The sequence below is a fragment of the Aristophania sp. ESL1100 genome, assembly GCF_058511235.1.
Genome location: NZ_CP196394.1, coordinates 1,052,747 through 1,069,915, shown reverse-complemented (window position 1 = coordinate 1,069,915; position 17,169 = coordinate 1,052,747). Strand labels below are relative to the sequence as shown.

The window sequence follows — 17,169 nt, the reverse complement described above, 5'->3', positions numbered from 1 at the left end:
GCAGGAGGGTGAGTCTTCTCCGCCCAATAGTGCGAATAATGCTGATGATCCATCCAAGGGAATGGACATTCTCGAACGGATTTGCGCCCGTATCCGTCTGGATGTGGAGCAGCGTTCCCAGATGTATCCGCTGAAGGATATTGCGGCCAAAACGCGGGAAATGACCACTCCGACAAGAAGATTTGTTCAGGCCTTGCAGCATGTGACGGCTGACAGAAAGGTCGGGCTGATTGCCGAAGTTAAAAAAGCGTCTCCCTCAGCGGGTATTCTGCGCCCGGAATATGACCCCGCAGCCATTGCTCATTCTTATGAAGAGGCGGGGGCAACCTGTATTTCTGTTTTAACAGAAGGGTCATGTTTCCACGGCTCCATTGAGGATATCGCGAAGGTTAAAGCGGCCTGTAGCCTGCCTGTATTAAGGAAGGATTTCATTCTTGATCCCTGGCAGATTTATGAGAGTCGCCTTGCCGGGGCGGATTGCGTTCTCCTGATTATGGCCATTTTACCTGAAAATCAGGCAGCTGAACTCGTTTCTCTGGCGCGTGGTCTGGGAATGGACGTGCTGATAGAAGTTCATAATGAAGAAGAATTAAACCGGGCATTAGCCTATGATTGTTTCCTGATAGGGATCAATAACCGTAATCTCAAAACGCTGGAAACCGATATCCAAACGACACTGAAGCTGGCCCCCATGGTTCCACCAGATCGGCTGGTTGTTTCAGAGAGCGGCATTAAAACCCATGCAGATCTCGAAAAGCTCGGTGAAGTTGGGACAACGGCCGTACTGGTTGGGGAATCTCTGTTAAAAGAGGAAGATCCCGGTTTAGCGGCGAAGAAGCTTCTGGGCCTTTGAAGGCAGATTGATGAGCCAGAAGAGAAAATAAGATACGATAATTGCTTTTTGGATCGTAACAAATCCTGACTTTCAGGTGTACGGTTGGTAAAGGTAATGTTTGATGACCCCTGAGGAGGGGCTGTGACTCTGGAGAATAAAACACCAATGGCACAAGAAAGTTCAGTTTTAACCTCTGAGCAGAAAGAACAGGCCCTGAGAGATATGCTTCTCATAAGGCGGTTTGAGGAAAAAGCGGGCCAGCTTTATGGAATGGGGCTGATTGGTGGATTCTGCCATCTTTATATCGGTCAGGAAGCCGTTGTGGTTGGGATTGGCCTTGCCATGAAGAAAGGTGACCGGTCTATTACGTCATATAGGGACCATGGCCAGATGCTGGTGGCAGGCATGACAGCCCGTGGTGTCATGGCAGAGCTCACAGGCAGGAGCGGTGGTTACTCGCATGGGAAGGGCGGTTCCATGCATATGTTCTCTCGTGAAAAGGAATTTTACGGGGGGCACGGGATTGTCGGCGCACAGGTCTCCATAGGCACCGGCCTTGCTTTTGCAAGTAAATATCGGGATGAGGATTCTGTTTCGATCGTTTATTTTGGCGATGGTGCCGCTAATCAGGGGCAGGTTTATGAGAGTTTCAACCTCGCAGCTCTGCTGAAATTGCCATGCCTTTATATTATTGAAAATAATCGTTACGGAATGGGGACCTCGGTCGCGAGAGCCTCGGCCTCCAAGGATTTCTCACAAAATGGTGCTCCGTGGGGTATCCCCGGCCTGAAGGTCGACGGAATGAACGTTGAAGCCGTTTATAAGGCGGCAAAGATGGCTATGGACCATTGTCGCTCCGGGAAAGGGCCATTTTTGCTGGAAATGGAAACCTATCGTTATAGAGGTCATTCCATGTCCGATCCGGCAAAATATCGCCCACGTTCTGAAGTGGACGAAATGCGCGCCCATCATGACCCTATTGAAATGTTGAAAGCGGAGATGCTGAAGGAAGGTTATACGGAAGATTCCTTTAAGCGTCTTGATAAAGAAGTAAAAGAAATCGCGCAGGATTCAGCAGACTTTGCCCAGGAAAGTCCGTTACCTGACGAAAAAGAACTATGGACAGATATTCTGGTGGAGGACTGATCCAATGGCAGTGACAATTATGATGCCGGCCCTGTCCCCGACCATGACAGAAGGTACATTAGCCCGTTGGCTTAAAAAAGAAGGTGACTCAGTGACTGCCGGCGAAGTCATCGCTGAGATTGAAACTGATAAAGCAACGATGGAGCTTGAAGCTATTGAAGACGGTATTTTAGGCCGTATTCTTGTTGCTGATGGGGCGTCTGAAATTGCTGTAAATACGCCAATCGCCATTCTGGTGGAAGAAGGTGAAACCGTTCCTGAGGCTTCCGAGGTATCCGTTCAGCCTTCCAAAACAAATGCTTCTTCCTCCTCTTCCGGGGCAGCGCCCGTGCAGCATCCAGCCAGAACGGTCCAGCAGCAGGAACCGGAATGGGGCGAGACCCGGGAAATGACGGTTCGCGAGGCCTTACGTGATGCCATGGCTGAAGAGCTGCGCCGGGATCCGGACGTCTTCCTGATGGGTGAAGAGGTTGCGGAATATCAGGGGGCTTATAAAGTCAGCCAGGGATTGCTCGATGAATTTGGCGAAAAGCGTGTCATCGATATGCCGATCAGTGAGCATGGCTTCACAGGGATGGCTGTTGGCGCTGCGTTAACGGGATTGAAGCCGATCGTTGAATTCATGACAATGAATTTTGCCCTTCAGGCGATAGATCACATCATCAATTCAGCTGCCAAGACCCGGTATATGTCGGGTGGGCAGGTTTCATGTCCTATCGTATTCCGTGGTCCAAATGGGGCGGCAGCCCGTGTGGGTGCGCAACATTCACAATGTTTTGCCAGCTGGTATGCCCATGTGCCAGGGCTGAAAGTGGTCGCTCCCTGGTCTGCAGCGGATGCGAAAGGGCTGTTGAAAGCGGCTATTCGCGACCCTAACCCAGTCGTTGTTCTTGAGAATGAAATTCTCTACGGGCAGAAATTTGAGGCTCCTGTCAGTGAGGATTTTGTCCTTCCGATCGGGAAAGCCAAAATAGAGCGCGAAGGCAAGGACGTAACGCTTGTTGCTTTCTCCATCATGGTTGGTGTTGCTCTGGATGCGGCTGAAATGCTTGCCAAAGAAGGGATTGAGGCGGAAGTCATAAATCTTCGCTCCGTCCGACCTCTGGATAAAGAGACCATTCTTGCCAGTGTGCGCAAAACAAATCATATCGTTTCAGTAGAAGAGGGCTGGCCGGTTTCGGGGATCGGGTCTGAAATCTGCACCATCGCTTCTGAAGAAGCATTTGACTGGCTTGATGCCCCTCCTGTGCGGGTTTGTGGGTTGGATATCCCCCTTCCTTATGCCGCAAATCTGGAGGCATTGGCTCTGCCTAAACCGGAATGGATTGTTGATGCCGTCCGCAAGCAGTTTGGAGGATAAAATCGATGGCAATTTCTATTTTAATGCCGGCTTTATCCCCCACCATGAAGGTTGGCACACTGGCACGCTGGCTCAAGAAAGAAGGTGAACTGGTCAAGTCTGGCGAGGTCCTTGCCGAGATCGAGACTGATAAAGCGACCATGGAAGTTGAAGCCGTCGATGAAGGCATTCTGGGGCGGATTCTCGTGCCGGAAGGCACAAGCGATGTTGCTGTCAACACACCGATTGCCATTCTGGTTGAAGAGGGAGAAGCTGTTCCTGAAAGCGCTGAAAAGCCCGCTGCTTCAGCAGGAACACAACCGGCCGAGCCTCCAAAAGCTGAAACAGCGAAAAAGAGTTCTGTCGCTTCTGCTGCCCCGGTTTCCAGGAACACTGAAAAACGCCTGTTCGTGTCTCCTCTGGCAAGGCGGATTGCCAAAGAGCAGAATCTGTCTCTCGAAGGGATCAAGGGATCCGGTCCCAATGGGCGGATTGTAAAGCGTGATATTGAGGCAGCCTTGTCGCAGCAGAAAACGGTTCCTGTCAGTTCTGCAGTGGAGAGCGGGTCTGTTGAACGGGTTAAACATTCCACGATGCGCAAAGTGATTGCACGTCGCCTGACGGAATCAAAAACCCAGGTTCCTCATTTCTATGTCTCTACAGATATAGAACTTGATGCCTTACTTGCCTTGAGAAGCAAGTTGAATGCCTCTCTGGCTGATGAAGATATCAAGCTTTCAGTCAATGATCTGATGATCAAGGCTGTCGCTCTTGCCTTGAGAAAACAGCCCGGGCTGAACGTGCAATATACAGAAACGGAAATGCTTCATTTTGAAGATATTGATATTTCCATGGCCGTTTCTATTCCTGATGGTTTGATTACGCCCATTATCCGCCAGGCCGATAAAAAGTCATTAAAGCAGATCAGCCGGGAAGCTAAAGATCTTGCCGCCAGAGCACGTGCCAATAAACTGGCTCCTGAAGAATTCCAGGGGGGAACGTTCTCCATTTCCAATATGGGAATGTTTGGCGTGCGTGATTTTGCCGCTATTATAAACCCGCCACAGGCTGCTATTCTGGCGATTGCAGCGGGTGAAAAACGCGCTGTCGTGCGCCATGACCAGATTACAGCCGCGACAGTGATGACGGTCACTCTTTCAGTTGACCATCGGGCTGTTGATGGAGCTTTGGGAGCTCAGTGGCTTAAAACCCTTAAAGAGATTGTTCAGAACCCTTACGCGTTGGTGCTTTGATATATGTCCGATTTATTCGATCTTATTGTTGTTGGTGGCGGCCCCGGTGGGTATGTTGCGGCTCTGAGGGCCAGTCAGTTGGGAATGAATGTCGCCCTGGTGGAAAGCACGCATATGGGCGGAGTGTGTCTGAACTGGGGGTGTATCCCTACAAAGGCTCTTCTGCGTTCGGCAGATATTTTTCATAGTCTGAATCATTTGAAAGAGTTTGGCCTTTCTGCCGAGAATCCCTCTTTTGATCTTGAGAAAGTTGTAGCGCGTTCGCGTAGTGTTGCAGACCGTATGCGTAAGGGGGTGGCACATCTTCTGAAAAAAGCGAAAGTGACCACTTTTGACGGTTTCGCCTCTCTTTCAGGCCGGGAAGGCGAAGCTCATAAACTCTCTGTCACAAAAGACGGACAGGAAATAGCGTCTATCCGTGCACCACACGTGATTCTGGCAACCGGGGCCCGGGCTCGTCAGCTTCCAGGGCTGGAAACAGACGGCAAGCTGATCTGGAGTGCCAGAGAAGCGATGACACCGACGACATTCCCCAAACGACTTCTGGTCATTGGTTCGGGTGCAATTGGTATCGAGTTCGCCTCATTCTATCGGGATCTGGGGAGCGAAGTCACAATTGCAGAAGTCGCTGACCGTATTCTGATTGCCGAGGACCCTGAAATCAGCGCCCAGGCGCAGAAAGCGTTTGAAAAGCGTGGGATAAAAATTCTGACATCTGCAAAAGTCGGAACACTTGTGAAAAAAGAAGACGAGGTTTCAACGGTTATTGAAACGCCGAAAGGGACGTTTGATCTTACGGTTGATCGTGTGATCTGCGCCGTTGGCATCGTCGGGAATGTGGAAAATATCGGTCTGGAAAAAACGCGTGTTAAAATTGACCGTACCCATATTATAACCGACGAATTCTGCCGCACTGATGAGCCTGGTCTCTACGCAATCGGCGATGTTGCCGGTGCGCCATGGCTTGCCCACAAAGCCAGCCACGAAGCTGTCATCTGTGTTGAAAAGATTTCCGGTCGTTCGCCGGAACCGCTTCATACACTTTCCATCCCCGGCTGTACGTATTCACGTCCCCAGATTGCTTCTGTCGGTCTGAGCGAGGAAAAGGCGAAAGCACTTGGTAAAACGGTCAAGGTTGGGCGTTTCCCCTTCCTTGCGAACGGAAAAGCCGTTGCCATGGGTGAGCCGGAAGGCATGACAAAAGTCGTGTTCGATGCGACAACGGGAGAATTGCTCGGAGCCCATATGATCGGGGCTGAAGTAACAGAAATGATTCAGGGCTTCGTTATTGCGCGTACAGGCGAACTGACAGAAGCAGAGCTGAGTGAAACTGTGTTCCCGCATCCGACGATTTCAGAAACCATGCATGAAGCTGTTCTTGCGGCTTTCGAAGGCGCATTGCACATTTAAATGTCCACACGGCTTGTTATTAATCACCAGAATCATCGTGGTTCCGTCCGTCATCCTGAAAAGATGCATCGGCCGGATAACCCGATTGCACGTAAGCCGGAGTGGATAAGGGTAAAGGCGCCTAACCATCCCGTCTATCATGAAACCAGAGCTTTGATGCGTGAGCACAAGCTTGCGACGGTTTGTGAAGAGGCTGCCTGCCCTAATATTGGCGAATGCTGGTCCCAGCGTCATGCAACCATGATGATTATGGGTGAAATTTGCACACGTGCCTGTGCTTTCTGCAATGTTTCAACGGGGCTTCCCGCTCCATTGGACGCAGGAGAGCCCGGGCGTGTTGCCGAAGCTGTCGCCAAACTTGGGTTGCGGCACGTGGTCATCACCTCAGTTGATCGGGATGATCTGCCTGACGGTGGAGCAAGACATTTTGCGGACGTTATCAAGGCCGTCAGGGAGCAGGCGCCTGAGACAACAATAGAGATTCTAACGCCTGACTTTCTGCGTAAAGATGGGGCGTTGGAAATTGTTGTGGCTGCCAAACCGGATGTTTTTAATCACAATATCGAGACTGTGCCCCGCCTGTATCCGTCAATAAGACCGGGAGCGCGCTATTTTCAGTCACTTCGTCTTTTAAGTGATGCCAAACGACTTGATCCATATCTGTTTACAAAATCTGGATTAATGCTAGGGCTTGGCGAAGAAAAGGCTGAAGTGGGGCAGGTTATGGATGACTTTCGTGTAGCGGATGTGGATTTTCTGACATTGGGTCAATATCTTCAACCGAGCGTCAAACATGCTGCGATTAAACATTTTGTGACACCTGATGAATTTGCAGATTATGCAAAAACAGCCCGTGTGAAAGGGTTTCTGCAGGTCAGTGCTTCGCCTATGACCCGTTCGTCCTATCATGCTGATCGGGATTTTGCTCAGCTTAAAGAAGAACGTATGCGTCGTCTGGGAGAAATAAGCTGATATGCCGACCCATGCTGAACAACGATTAATCGCTTATAGCCCTGAACAGCTTTTTGATCTGGTGGCGGACGTAGGAAAATATCCTGAGTTTCTTCCCTGGTGCATTAAGGCCGTTGTCCGCTCCAGAACCGATGAAGAACTTGTCGCTGATTTGAGTGTCGGGTTTGGCCCGTTCAGGGAATCCTATACAAGTCGAGTCACATTGGAACGGCCAAATAGAATTCTGGTGCGTTACGAAAGAGGGCCTTTTAAATATCTCAAAAATATCTGGACATTCACGCCTCATGAAGGAGGGTGTGTTGTCGATTTTTATGTAGATTTCGAATTCAGATCCCGTTTGTTAAGAAATGCTATAGGAATTGTTTTCAATGAAGGCATTCGTCTTATGGTAAAAGCCTTTATCAGTCGCGCCCGTGAAATATATGGTCCGCCACAATTTCCACCTTCCTCATTGGGCAGATGAGGAATTAATAATTACTAAATGGGATTTGCGGCAAATTTGTGTATCATTATTTCAATTAAAATGATTGTTTTAAGAGACTGATCGTTTTAGACTAAAAGAGAGTTCACTCCTGAAGTGAATATTAATGGAGTTGAGTAATGAAAAAATTATCTGTTACAGCTTTCGCTGCCGCTGGTCTGATGCTCGTATCTTCCCCGGTTTTTGCCGCGACAGCTCACAAGCATGCTACCCATCATAGCAAAGCTGGTAAAAAAGCAGCGAAGAACAATGAGTCCGTATCCAAGACAGATGCATTGAATGCCATGTCTTTGGAAAAAGCTCGTACACCTGTTCTGACGCCTCCAGCTGTTGTTACAGTTCCTCAGAAAGAAGCAAAAGAAATTCAGAAGAAAACAGGTGACGCTATGATGCCTGTCGCACCACCTTCTGCTATAAAAGCACCAGCTGCCCCTGTCGCTGCGGCGCCAGCGGCTCCTGCACCAGCAGCCACGACACCAGCAGCTTCTGTAATGCCAGCTGCAATGCCTGCTCCTGCTGCTCATTAATAAGACCAGCTGTATTTTTACAGGCTATAAAAGAACGGTCCTTTCAGGGGCCGTTTTTTATTGTGTGATTGATGTATAAATGGCCATGTCGCCCATAATATTTTCGATATAGCCTCGCGTTTCCTTAAAGGGAAAAAGAACAATCCATTTTAAAATATCATCGTCATTTTCGGTGGAAAGGGGCGTTGCATCAATGGGAACGACACGCGCCGGTCCGGCATTATAAGCAGCCAGAGCGTAGGGAAGTGAGCCCTGAAACCGCTCTATAATGGACGATAAATACTGAGTGCCCAATACTATATTTGTCTGCGGGTCAAGTAAGGTATTAGCCGTTACCGTTTCCAAATGATGTTTCCGCGCAACCATCTGTGCTGTTGGCAGGCGTAATTGCATTAAACCATAAGCAGGAGAAGGGCTTATGGCATTCGGGTCACCACTGCTTTCCTGACGAATAAGGGCAGGAACGAGAGAAGGGGGGAGAGAGGGCGGAATGTTGGAAAGTGCGGCCGGATCATAAGGAAGAGGATAGCCCAATGGATAAAGCGCAATAGCTGATCTGGCTAATTTGCGGGCACTTAAAATAGCCCCTTTGGGAAAATTAAGTTGGGAAGATAGTTGTGCTACCGAGATAAGAGCCGATGATTCGTTTGTGTGAACATAGAGATAACTTATAAAAATTGCCGCATTGGTGAGATCATTATTTCCGGCAAGAGCCTGAATCGCCTCGACAAGGTCCGTTCGTGGAATAGGACCGCCTTGCAGCCGAGGAAGATGTGAAAGTTGCGATTGTAAGCTGCTTTTAAAAAGTCGTGTCCTGTTTGCGTAATTCAGAAAAGGGGATTGAGTGAGTCGGGCAAGCGCCATTTGACCATAAAAAACAGTCGGATAGGAGGCTGCCTGACGAAACCAGGATTGGGCCTCTTCAGCCTCGTTTGCAGCTTCAGCACAGCGCCCGAGCCAGTAAAACCCTTCAGCACGGTAAATCAAAGAGCTGTCTTGAGACAATGTACGGAAAAAAGCTTTGGCTTGCTGTATATGATTGAAACGGAAAAGCTGTGTATACCCATTTAAAAATAAAGCATCATTCCGCTGAAACCCGGGGGGCTGTTGAGAGAGTGATGTAAGAAAATCAAGCGCTTTTTGATTGTCATTATCCAGACCAGAGCGAAGAAAAAGCCTGACATAGGACAGAATTTCTGTCGCAGTCTGAGCCGGCTGGGGCCCCTGAAGCGGTTGTTGCGCTTGCCAGAGAGTGTATCCTTCTTCAAGTCTGTTCTGTTGCCGTAACAGATGTAGGCGCAGTCTTATGAGGGTATCGTCATGCGTTATACTCTGCTGAGAGTCGAAAAGCTCATCAGCTGTCGGTAAGGCAAATCTTTGAGCAAAGCGCACACGTGCCAAAGCTGCTTTTGAGGCTGATAAACGACTGATCTGTCTGAAAGCCGCTTGTTTCAGGCCTTTATTCTCCAAGGTCTGATAACGTGCCCATTGATCATCCGGCCTGAGTGTTTTTCCGTAAAAGGAAAGAAAGCTCCGTTCATCTGCGGCATCAGCAAGCCCGTTGCGCCATAAAAGACGGGCTTGCTCGCTGGAATTGGTAAGATAAGAGGAACAGATCTGTAACGTTACCAATTGTGTTAGTGGAAAAAGGGGGCAGAGTTGTTTTAATGTTGTGGGATCGGCTTCCTGTTGGAGTGCTTTTTCATAGCGCCAGGTCATGCGTGTACGAAGAGGCCATTGCGGCGTCATTTTCAGAAAATCGGCATAACGCTGTGCGGGGAGATGTGCTCCCTCAGGGCTTGTCAGAAAAAGCCATTCTGTAAGTCTGGGTGAATAAGAGACAGGCTCGGCGTGCAGGGATGATGAAGAGAGGAAAAGCCCTGTTCCAATAGCACTTATGATGGTGAGAAGAGGATTCAAATGTCTCATTTTCCAGCTTCAGAATGTTTTCCAGAGGTCATAAATACCCTGGCCGCATAATTTAAGCCCCACCAGTAAAACCACAAATAGGCCGATCCAGTTTAACCAGTAAAAGCTTTTAAAAAGCCATGTGGCCAGATTGGCTGCAAGTGCGATGATCAAAACAGAGATCAGCAGTCCGGCTGTCAGAATGAGGGGGTGCATATCCGCAGCTCCCGCCACGGCCAGAACATTATCAAAGCTTAAAGCTATGTCAGCGATAATAATTTGCAGGATAGCTTCCCCTATTGTGGTCGGGCGGGCAATATCACCTTCATCCTGGCGGGTCCGTATGTGAAGGAAAAGGCGCCAACACACCCAGAGTAGAAGGCCGCCCCCGATCAGTTTCAAGGCTTCAATCTGAAAAAGCTGAGAAGCAACGAGGGCCATTGCGATGCGCAGAATTGCCCCAAATACAGTCCCGGCAAAAATAGCCAGCCATTTTTGGCGCTTCTGTAGAGACTCAACTGAAACCGCAATGATCGTCACATTGGTGCCGGCAAGTGTGAAATCGATCAATAAAACGGCCAGGAGCGCAGAAAGAGCGTTTACAAAATTCGGAAATGTCACATCCGTACCCCTCACAATGAGAAACAGACCTCTTATATATACAAAAAGAAGCCTCAAAGTGTCCTTGTGTTAATTCTGGCCCATGTTTTGAGTTCAGTTCAAGGGGCTTCTGGTTGTTTATTCCCGGATTTTCATCCTTTCCGGGTCTGGGCAGAACGGCCTTGATTGGCTAATGACTGTCCAGAGTTTGTTTTTTAGTGGAGCTGCCTTATGGTCCCTCGTTATTCTCGTCCCCAGATGGTGGCAATATGGTCTGGTATTAATCGTTATCGTATCTGGTTCGAGATTGAAGCTCTGGCTTGCGAGGCAATGGCTGAACAGGGGGTGATTCCTGTTGAAGCCGCTAAAGTCATCAGAGAAAAAGGTGACAAGGCAATGGCCGCCTTCTCTGAGCAGGATATCGCACGTATTGATGCCATTGAAGCTGAGACTCGGCATGATGTCATTGCGTTTCTGACCTGGCTTGCCGAAAAAGTTGGTCCCGAAAGCCGTTTTGTCCATATGGGCATGACCTCCTCAGACGTTCTTGATACCTGTCTCGCCGTGCAAATGACGCAAGCGGCTGATTTGCTGCTGGAAGATATGGATAAACTTCTGGCTGCCCTTAAAAAACGGGCTTTTGAGCATAAAAATACCGTTACAATCGGGCGTAGCCATGGGATCCATGCTGAACCGACAAGTTTCGGCCTTAAGCTTGCGGGCCATTATGCGGAATTCAAACGTAACCGGAAGAGGCTCCTTGCTGCTCGTGAGGAAATTGCCATTTGTGCGATTTCCGGTGCTGTCGGGACTTATGCGCATATTGATCCAGCGATTGAATCCTACGTAGCAAAGCATCTTGGCCTGAAGGTTGAAGATGTGTCCACTCAGGTGATTCCGCGTGACCGTCATGCGGCGTTTTTCTGCACGTTAGGTGTCATTGCCAGTGGTATTGAAAGACTGTCCGTTGAAGTGCGTCATCTACAGCGTTCCGAAGTAAGGGAAGCCGAAGAGTTTTTCCATGCCGGGCAGAAAGGCAGCTCTGCAATGCCTCATAAGCGCAACCCGGTTCTGTCTGAAAATCTGACAGGTCTTTCCCGTCTTGTGCGTTCTTACGTTGTTCCTGCTCTGGAAAATGTGGCTCTCTGGCATGAGCGCGATATCAGTCATTCTTCTGTAGAGCGTAACATCTGCCCTGACGGGACGATCGTTCTCGACTTTGCCTTGATGCGCCTGGCTTCCATGATGGAAAAACTGGTGATTTACCCTGAACAGATGCTGGCTAACGTGGAAAGCCTCGGTGGGGTTGTTCACTCCGGTGAAGTATTGTTGGCGCTTGCCCGTGCCGGTTACTCACGTGAGGAAGCTTATTCTATCGTCCAAAGAGCAGCCATGGCCACCTGGACGAAACTGAATACACCTGAAGGCAGAACTTTCAGGGAAAACCTGGAATCTGACCCGCTTGTTTCAGGTAAACTTGATAAGGCTGTTATTGATGATGCTCTTGACCCAGCCCGTCACCTGAAGGCAGTGGACATGATTTTTGACCGGGTTTTTGCCGACTAAAACTTACACTAATCTTAAAAAGGAGGTCAGAGTTCTTCTTTGGTCTCCCTTTTTGGAAGGTCTCTATGCTAGATAGAGATAATTGACTGTTTTGGGGATAAGGACTGGATTTCATGGCTCGTGGTCGGCAAATTTATGAAGGTAAGGCCAAGATACTGTACGAAGGGCCAGAGGCTGGTACGATTATTCAGTATTTCAAGGATGATGCAACGGCCGGCAATGGCGCCAAAAGCGGCGTAATTACCGGTAAAGGGGTTCTTAATAACCGTATCAGTGAATACCTGATGCTGCGGCTTAAAGAGATCAATATCCCGACTCATTTTATCCGCAGACTGAATATGAGAGAGCAGCTTGTGCGGGAAGTTGAGATTATTCCGCTGGAAGTTGTTGTGCGTAACGTTGTGGCTGGATCACTGGCAAAACGTTTCGGTCTGGAAGAAGGTGAGCGTCTGCCACGTGCGCTCATTGAGTTCTATTATAAAAATGATGCTCTGAATGACCCGTTGGTATCAGATGAGCATATTATCACCTTTAATTGGGCCTATCCCCATGACCTTGACGAAATCAGCGCTCTGAGCCTGCGAGTCAATGATTTCCTTACAGGGTTGTTTGCCGGTGTCGGGATCACGCTTGTCGATTTCAAGCTTGAGTTCGGCCGTTTATGGGAAGGTGACGAGATGCGGATTGTTCTGGCCGATGAAATTTCGCCCGATAATTGCCGTCTCTGGGATGCCCGTACGAACGAAAAACTTGATAAAGACCGTTTCCGTCGTGATATGGGTAAAGTCGAAGAAGCTTATCAGGAAGTGGCACGCCGTCTGGGTATTCTGCCTGAAGCTGACAATGGAAAAAATGTGACCTCGGAGGGGGGATTGTGAAAGTTCGCGTATTTGTTTCCTTAAAGGAAGGCGTGTTGGACCCACAGGGTAAAGCTGTTGGTCATGCTTTGGAATCCTTGCACTTCAAAGGAGTGAAAGACGTCCGTATCAGCCGTGTTGTTGACATTGAGCTGGACGCATCCTCTGCTGAAGAAGCAAAAAAGCAAGGTGAAGCCATGGCCCATGCTCTGCTGGCAAATGAAGTTATCGAAGATTTTGTTGTCGAGGTTCTGTCATGAAATTTGCATCAGCTTTAACAATGGGCCTGCTTTTTGCCGGCGCACTCACACTCTCTTCTGGCGCACATGCGCAGCGTGTTTCTACAGTCACGGCAAAAGCTCTTGGGCAGATGTGCACCAATCAGAGCAGCCTCAAACTGTGCGATGCCTATCTTTCCGGTGTGATGGATAGTGAAGTATGGTCCCGTGCCTATGCCGTCTATCAGCATGATAAAGCGCCTGTTGCTTTCTGCGTAGCACCTGGCAAAAACACAACCCAGATCAGGGAAACTGTTGTGTCCTGGCTCAAAGGGCATAGTGAGGCCCTGTCACAGCCGGCAGGCAAAGCTGTATATCGCGCCCTGCATGAGGCTTACCCTTGTGGGAGTAAGGTTGAAACGTCTTCTGCAACCCAGAAAGGGTTTGGTCAATGAAAACGGGAATTGTCGTTTTTCCTGGTACGAACCGGGAGCGCGACATGGTACAGGCCATTGAGCGTGTATCGGGACAAAAGCCAGAAATATTATGGCATCAGCAGGATCACATAGAAGGCCTTGACCTCGTCATTCTGCCAGGTGGTTTCAGCTATGGGGATTATTTGCGCAGCGGGGCAATGGCTGCACATTCCCCGATTATGAAGGCTGTCAGGCAGTTTGCTGAAAAAGGTGGTTATATTCTGGGCGTTTGTAATGGCTTCCAGATTTTGACGGAAGCCCGTCTCTTACCTGGCGCTCTATTGCGTAACGCCGGGATGCGCTTTCTCTCTCAGGACTGTTTTCTTAAAGTTGAGACGTCGCAGAGTGCCTTTACAAAAAACTGGTCCAAAGGCTCTATTTTCAGAGCTCCTATGGCCCATGGCGACGGAAATTACACAGCCTCTCCAGAGACCTTGAAACGTCTGGAAGGTGAGGGTCGAATCGCTTTTCGTTATTGTGACCAGGCCGGACGTGTTGAGCCTGATAATATGCTGAATAATCTGAATGGCAGTGCGCAGGCCATTGCCGGTGTTCTCAGTGAGAACAAGCGTGTTTGTGGCCTTATGCCACACCCTGAAAATTTAACCGATGCCCTGACAGGCGGCACTGACGGGTTGCCCCTCTTTCAGGGTTTAGTGGAGACACTGGGCTCATGAGTTTAACCGTAGATATCGCTTTGGCACAATCTTTCGGTTTGACCAATGACGAGTATGAAACTGTCCTTTCCATTATGGGGCGGACGCCTTCATTGACCGAGCTGGGTATTTTCTCGGTCATGTGGTCTGAACATTGTTCCTATAAGTCATCGCGTCTTCATCTTAAGACTTTACCGACCAAGGCCCCCTGGGTCATTCATGGTCCGGGTGAAAATGCGGGCGTTGTCAATATTGGTGATGGGCTTGCCGCCATTTTTAAAATGGAAAGTCATAACCATCCTTCATTCATTGAGCCCTATCAGGGAGCCGCGACCGGTGTTGGTGGCATCCTGCGTGACGTCTTTACGATGGGCGCTCGCCCGGTTGCCAATCTGAATGCTCTGCGTTTTGGGGATGCAAAAGAGGCTGATACACGCCGGGTTGTTGATGGTGTTGTAAGAGGTATTGGCGGTTACGGAAATTGCGTAGGGGTCCCGACCGTCGGGGGAGAGGTTAATTTCCATCGTTCCTATAATGGAAATCCGCTCGTCAATGCCATGACGGTTGGTATTGCCTCTCAGGATCGTATTTTCCTCTCTGCTGCGGCGGGTGTGGGGAATCCTGTTGTCTATGTCGGCTCTAAAACGGGGCGGGACGGTATTCACGGGGCGACGATGTCCTCAGCTGAGTTTGATGAGGAATCCAGCTCAAAACGCCCAACTGTCCAGGTTGGCGATCCGTTTACCGAAAAGCTTCTGATTGAAGCCTGCCTTGAACTGATGGCAACGGATGCCGTGATTGCCATTCAGGATATGGGGGCAGCCGGACTGACCTCTTCAGCTGTTGAAATGGCCAGTAAGGGTAGTGTCGGTATCGAGCTTGATCTCGATCACGTTCCCCAACGCGAAACGAATATGACCGCCTATGAAATGATGCTTTCTGAAAGTCAGGAACGCATGCTCATGGTGCTGCGCCCTGATCGGACGGAAGAAGCGCGTCGTATTTTCGAAAAATGGGAACTTGATTTTGCCGTCATTGGTGTCCTGACTGAAACAGGTCATATTACGGTCAAGCATAAAGGAAAGATCGAAGCGGATATTCCGCTTGGGCCTCTGGCAGATCAGGCTCCGCTTTATGACCGTCCGGTTCAGGCGACAGAAAAACCGGCCCCGTTGAAAACCCCGGAGTCCCCAGTCAGTCTTGAAAAAGCACTTGAGACCTTGATTGCCTCTCCAGATCTCGCTTCCCGCGCCTGGATATGGAATCAATATGACAGCACCGTAGGTGGTCAGACTGTGAAACGTCCCGGTGGTGCCGATGCTGCTATTGTAAGGGTGGAAGGCACGGATAAAGCTCTTGCCCTGACGACTGACTGCACACCCCGTTACGGGCAGGCAGATGCTTATTGTGGGGGGGCACAAGCGGTTGTTGAGGCGTGGAGAAATATCACGGCAACAGGAGCGACCCCTCTGGCCGTGACAGATAACCTCAATTTCGGCAGCCCTGAGAATCCTAAAATTATGGGGCAGTTTGTTGAGGCAATCAAAGGCATGGGCGAAGCCTGTCGTGCGCTTGATTTCCCTGTCGTAAGCGGAAACGTGTCTTTATATAATGAAACACGTTCTGAGAATAATCAGGCAAATGCCATACAGCCTACACCGGCCATTGGCGGCCTGGGTGTTATTGAGGATGTCAGCAAGGCTGTTGGACTGGCTTTCCCCGAAGAAGGTGAAATTTTCTTGATTGGCGAGACAAAAGGCGAACTGGGCCAGTCTCTGTGGTTAAGGGAAATTTGCGGAAGGGAAGAAGGAGCGCCTCCTACCATTGATCTGCGTAAAGAACGCCTGAATGGTAATTTTGTGCGCCGGCAGATTCTCGATGGTAATATTACCGCCTGTCATGACGTGTCAGACGGTGGTTTACTTGTTACAATTGCTGAGATGGCCCTGGCTGGACGGCGTGGCTGCGAACTGGTTGCTGCTCCGAAAGGCATACAACCCCATGCATTCTGGTTCGGTGAGGATCAGGGGCGCTACGTGGTTATTACACATAAAGGTGATCACCTGCTGAAAGCTGCGGATAGAGCCGGTGTTGCGATCCGTCGTCTTGGAAGCATCAAGGGTGGTGCTCTGATTGTCGGGACAGACATGAAGTGTGAGCTCAGCACATTGCGCACGCTTAATGAAGAGTTCCTGCCTCGTCTTATGGGAGACATGGAATAATGCCTATGTCTTCTGACGAAATTAAGCGGATTATTCTGGCAGCACTTCCAGATGCGCAGATCGAAATTCAGGACCTTGCCGGTGATGGTGATCATTATGCCTGTGAGGTAAGGAGTGAGGCTTTTCGTGGTCTCCCTATGGTCAAACAGCATAAGCTGGTTTATGACGCCTTTGGGGGACGAATGGGAACAGAGCTTCATGCCTTGTCGGTAAAGACAAGGCTTCCCGGATAACAAATCATTAATTACCGGCCTCAGGGGGTTGACGTTTTATTCTGGCGCCCTATCTCCAAGGTCGGTTAAAGGCACTTTGAAGGAAGAAGTGCACAAGGAATTAGATAAAAATGCCAGAGACTGTTTTGCAAGATATCCAGAACATGATTAACGCTAATGATATCATGTTGTTCATGAAGGGTGACAAGCTGTTCCCACAATGTGGATTTTCAGCACGTGTCGTTCAGATTCTGAATCATGTAGGGGTTAATTTCGAAACATGTAATGTGTTGGAAGATCCTGCAATCCGTCAGGGGATTAAGGATTTCTCCCAGTGGCCGACAGTTCCGCAGCTTTTCATTAAAGGTGAATTTATTGGCGGATGCGATATCGTAACGGATATGTATCAGAGTGGTGAACTGGAAAGCTTGTTGGTTGAGAAGGGGCTTTTGAAAGCTCATCCATAAGGGCTTAAGGTTTTTTAGGCCTAG

At 49.4% G+C, this 17,169-nt stretch carries 18 protein-coding genes; 16 read left to right on the top strand and 2 right to left on the bottom strand.

Annotated features, from left to right (window positions below; genetic code table 11):
- Nucleotides 1-61 precede the first annotated feature (61 nt).
- The 8 genes from trpC to ACSYSY_RS05115 all read left to right on the top strand — a co-directional run bounded on the left by trpC (nt 62) and on the right by ACSYSY_RS05115 (nt 7,963).
- Nucleotides 62-853, top strand: coding sequence for an indole-3-glycerol phosphate synthase TrpC (trpC, locus tag ACSYSY_RS05150; RefSeq protein ID WP_491708225.1), 792 nt, complete (start codon nt 62-64; stop codon nt 851-853).
- Between the two features lie 147 nt (nt 854-1,000).
- On the top strand, nt 1,001-1,981 hold the full coding sequence (gene pdhA / locus ACSYSY_RS05145) for a pyruvate dehydrogenase (acetyl-transferring) E1 component subunit alpha (protein ID WP_491706520.1): 981 nt from the start codon (nt 1,001-1,003) through the stop codon (nt 1,979-1,981).
- A gap of 4 nt (nt 1,982-1,985) precedes the next feature.
- The gene (locus tag ACSYSY_RS05140) at nt 1,986-3,341 is read left to right on the top strand and encodes a pyruvate dehydrogenase complex E1 component subunit beta (protein ID WP_491706519.1); all 1,356 of its coding nucleotides are present in this window, start codon (nt 1,986-1,988) and stop codon (nt 3,339-3,341) included.
- Between the two features lie 5 nt (nt 3,342-3,346).
- On the top strand, nt 3,347-4,573 hold the full coding sequence (locus ACSYSY_RS05135) for a pyruvate dehydrogenase complex dihydrolipoamide acetyltransferase (protein ID WP_491706518.1): 1,227 nt from the start codon (nt 3,347-3,349) through the stop codon (nt 4,571-4,573).
- A 3-nt stretch (nt 4,574-4,576) separates the two neighbouring features.
- Nucleotides 4,577-5,983, top strand: a complete 1,407-nt coding sequence (gene lpdA, locus ACSYSY_RS05130) for a dihydrolipoyl dehydrogenase (protein ID WP_491706517.1) — start codon at nt 4,577-4,579, stop codon at nt 5,981-5,983.
- Nucleotides 5,984-6,955, top strand: coding sequence for a lipoyl synthase (lipA, locus tag ACSYSY_RS05125; protein ID WP_491706516.1), 972 nt, complete (start codon nt 5,984-5,986; stop codon nt 6,953-6,955).
- Nucleotide 6,956: 1 nt separating this feature from the next.
- A complete protein-coding gene (locus ACSYSY_RS05120; RefSeq protein WP_491706515.1) occupies nt 6,957-7,418 on the top strand; it encodes a type II toxin-antitoxin system RatA family toxin in 462 nt (153 codons plus the stop codon).
- A gap of 137 nt (nt 7,419-7,555) precedes the next feature.
- The gene (locus tag ACSYSY_RS05115; RefSeq protein ID WP_491706514.1) at nt 7,556-7,963 is read left to right on the top strand and encodes a hypothetical protein; all 408 of its coding nucleotides are present in this window, start codon (nt 7,556-7,558) and stop codon (nt 7,961-7,963) included.
- Nucleotides 7,964-8,020: 57 nt separating this feature from the next.
- Here the strand turns inward: ACSYSY_RS05115 and ACSYSY_RS05110 are convergent, their stop codons facing one another.
- Both ACSYSY_RS05110 and ACSYSY_RS05105 read right to left on the bottom strand, forming a co-directional pair.
- A complete protein-coding gene (locus ACSYSY_RS05110) occupies nt 8,021-9,892 on the bottom strand; it encodes a lytic transglycosylase domain-containing protein (protein ID WP_491706513.1) in 1,872 nt (623 codons plus the stop codon).
- A gap of 9 nt (nt 9,893-9,901) precedes the next feature.
- Complete coding sequence (locus tag ACSYSY_RS05105; protein ID WP_491706512.1) at nt 9,902-10,492, bottom strand: YjbE family putative metal transport protein; 591 nt, start codon at nt 10,490-10,492, stop codon at nt 9,902-9,904.
- A gap of 210 nt (nt 10,493-10,702) precedes the next feature.
- Between ACSYSY_RS05105 and purB the strand changes: the two genes are divergently transcribed.
- From purB to grxD, 8 genes are all read left to right on the top strand, one after another.
- On the top strand, nt 10,703-12,037 hold the full coding sequence (gene purB, locus ACSYSY_RS05100) for an adenylosuccinate lyase (protein ID WP_491706511.1): 1,335 nt from the start codon (nt 10,703-10,705) through the stop codon (nt 12,035-12,037).
- Nucleotides 12,038-12,150: 113 nt separating this feature from the next.
- The gene (gene purC / locus ACSYSY_RS05095) at nt 12,151-12,915 is read left to right on the top strand and encodes a phosphoribosylaminoimidazolesuccinocarboxamide synthase (protein ID WP_491706510.1); all 765 of its coding nucleotides are present in this window, start codon (nt 12,151-12,153) and stop codon (nt 12,913-12,915) included.
- The gene (gene purS, locus ACSYSY_RS05090) at nt 12,912-13,154 is read left to right on the top strand and encodes a phosphoribosylformylglycinamidine synthase subunit PurS (protein WP_491706509.1); all 243 of its coding nucleotides are present in this window, start codon (nt 12,912-12,914) and stop codon (nt 13,152-13,154) included. The genes purC and purS overlap by 4 nt, the downstream gene beginning before the upstream one ends.
- Nucleotides 13,151-13,567: a Rap1a/Tai family immunity protein gene (locus tag ACSYSY_RS05085; RefSeq protein WP_491706508.1), complete on the top strand. Its 417-nt coding sequence runs from the start codon at nt 13,151-13,153 to the stop codon at nt 13,565-13,567. The genes purS and ACSYSY_RS05085 overlap by 4 nt, the downstream gene beginning before the upstream one ends.
- A complete protein-coding gene (gene purQ, locus ACSYSY_RS05080; RefSeq protein WP_491706507.1) occupies nt 13,564-14,265 on the top strand; it encodes a phosphoribosylformylglycinamidine synthase subunit PurQ in 702 nt (233 codons plus the stop codon). Before ACSYSY_RS05085 ends, purQ begins: the two co-directional genes overlap by 4 nt.
- Entirely contained in the window at nt 14,262-16,466 is a 2,205-nt protein-coding gene (purL, locus tag ACSYSY_RS05075) for a phosphoribosylformylglycinamidine synthase subunit PurL (RefSeq protein WP_491706506.1), read from the top strand. The genes purQ and purL overlap by 4 nt, the downstream gene beginning before the upstream one ends.
- Nucleotides 16,466-16,699, top strand: coding sequence for a BolA family protein (locus ACSYSY_RS05070; protein ID WP_491706505.1), 234 nt, complete (start codon nt 16,466-16,468; stop codon nt 16,697-16,699). The genes purL and ACSYSY_RS05070 overlap by 1 nt, the downstream gene beginning before the upstream one ends.
- Before the next feature lie 110 nt (nt 16,700-16,809).
- Nucleotides 16,810-17,145, top strand: a complete 336-nt coding sequence (grxD, locus tag ACSYSY_RS05065) for a Grx4 family monothiol glutaredoxin (protein WP_491706504.1) — start codon at nt 16,810-16,812, stop codon at nt 17,143-17,145.
- The last annotated feature ends 24 nt before the right edge of the window (nt 17,146-17,169 follow it).

Excerpts from the sequence above, each read along its gene's own strand:
- trpC (WP_491708225.1), top strand. The coding sequence starts at position 62 with ATGGACATTCTCGAACGGATTTGCGCCCGTATCCGTCTGGATGTGGAG.
- pdhA (WP_491706520.1), top strand. The coding sequence starts at position 1,001 with ATGGCACAAGAAAGTTCAGTTTTAACCTCTGAGCAGAAAGAACAGGCC.
- ACSYSY_RS05140 (WP_491706519.1), top strand. The coding sequence starts at position 1,986 with ATGGCAGTGACAATTATGATGCCGGCCCTGTCCCCGACCATGACAGAA.
- ACSYSY_RS05135 (WP_491706518.1), top strand. The coding sequence starts at position 3,347 with ATGGCAATTTCTATTTTAATGCCGGCTTTATCCCCCACCATGAAGGTT.
- lpdA (WP_491706517.1), top strand. The coding sequence starts at position 4,577 with ATGTCCGATTTATTCGATCTTATTGTTGTTGGTGGCGGCCCCGGTGGG.
- lipA (WP_491706516.1), top strand. The coding sequence starts at position 5,984 with ATGTCCACACGGCTTGTTATTAATCACCAGAATCATCGTGGTTCCGTC.
- ACSYSY_RS05120 (WP_491706515.1), top strand. The coding sequence starts at position 6,957 with ATGCCGACCCATGCTGAACAACGATTAATCGCTTATAGCCCTGAACAG.
- ACSYSY_RS05115 (WP_491706514.1), top strand. The coding sequence starts at position 7,556 with ATGAAAAAATTATCTGTTACAGCTTTCGCTGCCGCTGGTCTGATGCTC.
- ACSYSY_RS05110 (WP_491706513.1), bottom strand. The coding sequence starts at position 9,892 with ATGAGACATTTGAATCCTCTTCTCACCATCATAAGTGCTATTGGAACA.
- purB (WP_491706511.1), top strand. The coding sequence starts at position 10,703 with ATGGTCCCTCGTTATTCTCGTCCCCAGATGGTGGCAATATGGTCTGGT.
- purC (WP_491706510.1), top strand. The coding sequence starts at position 12,151 with ATGGCTCGTGGTCGGCAAATTTATGAAGGTAAGGCCAAGATACTGTAC.
- ACSYSY_RS05085 (WP_491706508.1), top strand. The coding sequence starts at position 13,151 with ATGAAATTTGCATCAGCTTTAACAATGGGCCTGCTTTTTGCCGGCGCA.
- purQ (WP_491706507.1), top strand. The coding sequence starts at position 13,564 with ATGAAAACGGGAATTGTCGTTTTTCCTGGTACGAACCGGGAGCGCGAC.
- purL (WP_491706506.1), top strand. The coding sequence starts at position 14,262 with ATGAGTTTAACCGTAGATATCGCTTTGGCACAATCTTTCGGTTTGACC.
- ACSYSY_RS05070 (WP_491706505.1), top strand. The coding sequence starts at position 16,466 with ATGCCTATGTCTTCTGACGAAATTAAGCGGATTATTCTGGCAGCACTT.
- grxD (WP_491706504.1), top strand. The coding sequence starts at position 16,810 with ATGCCAGAGACTGTTTTGCAAGATATCCAGAACATGATTAACGCTAAT.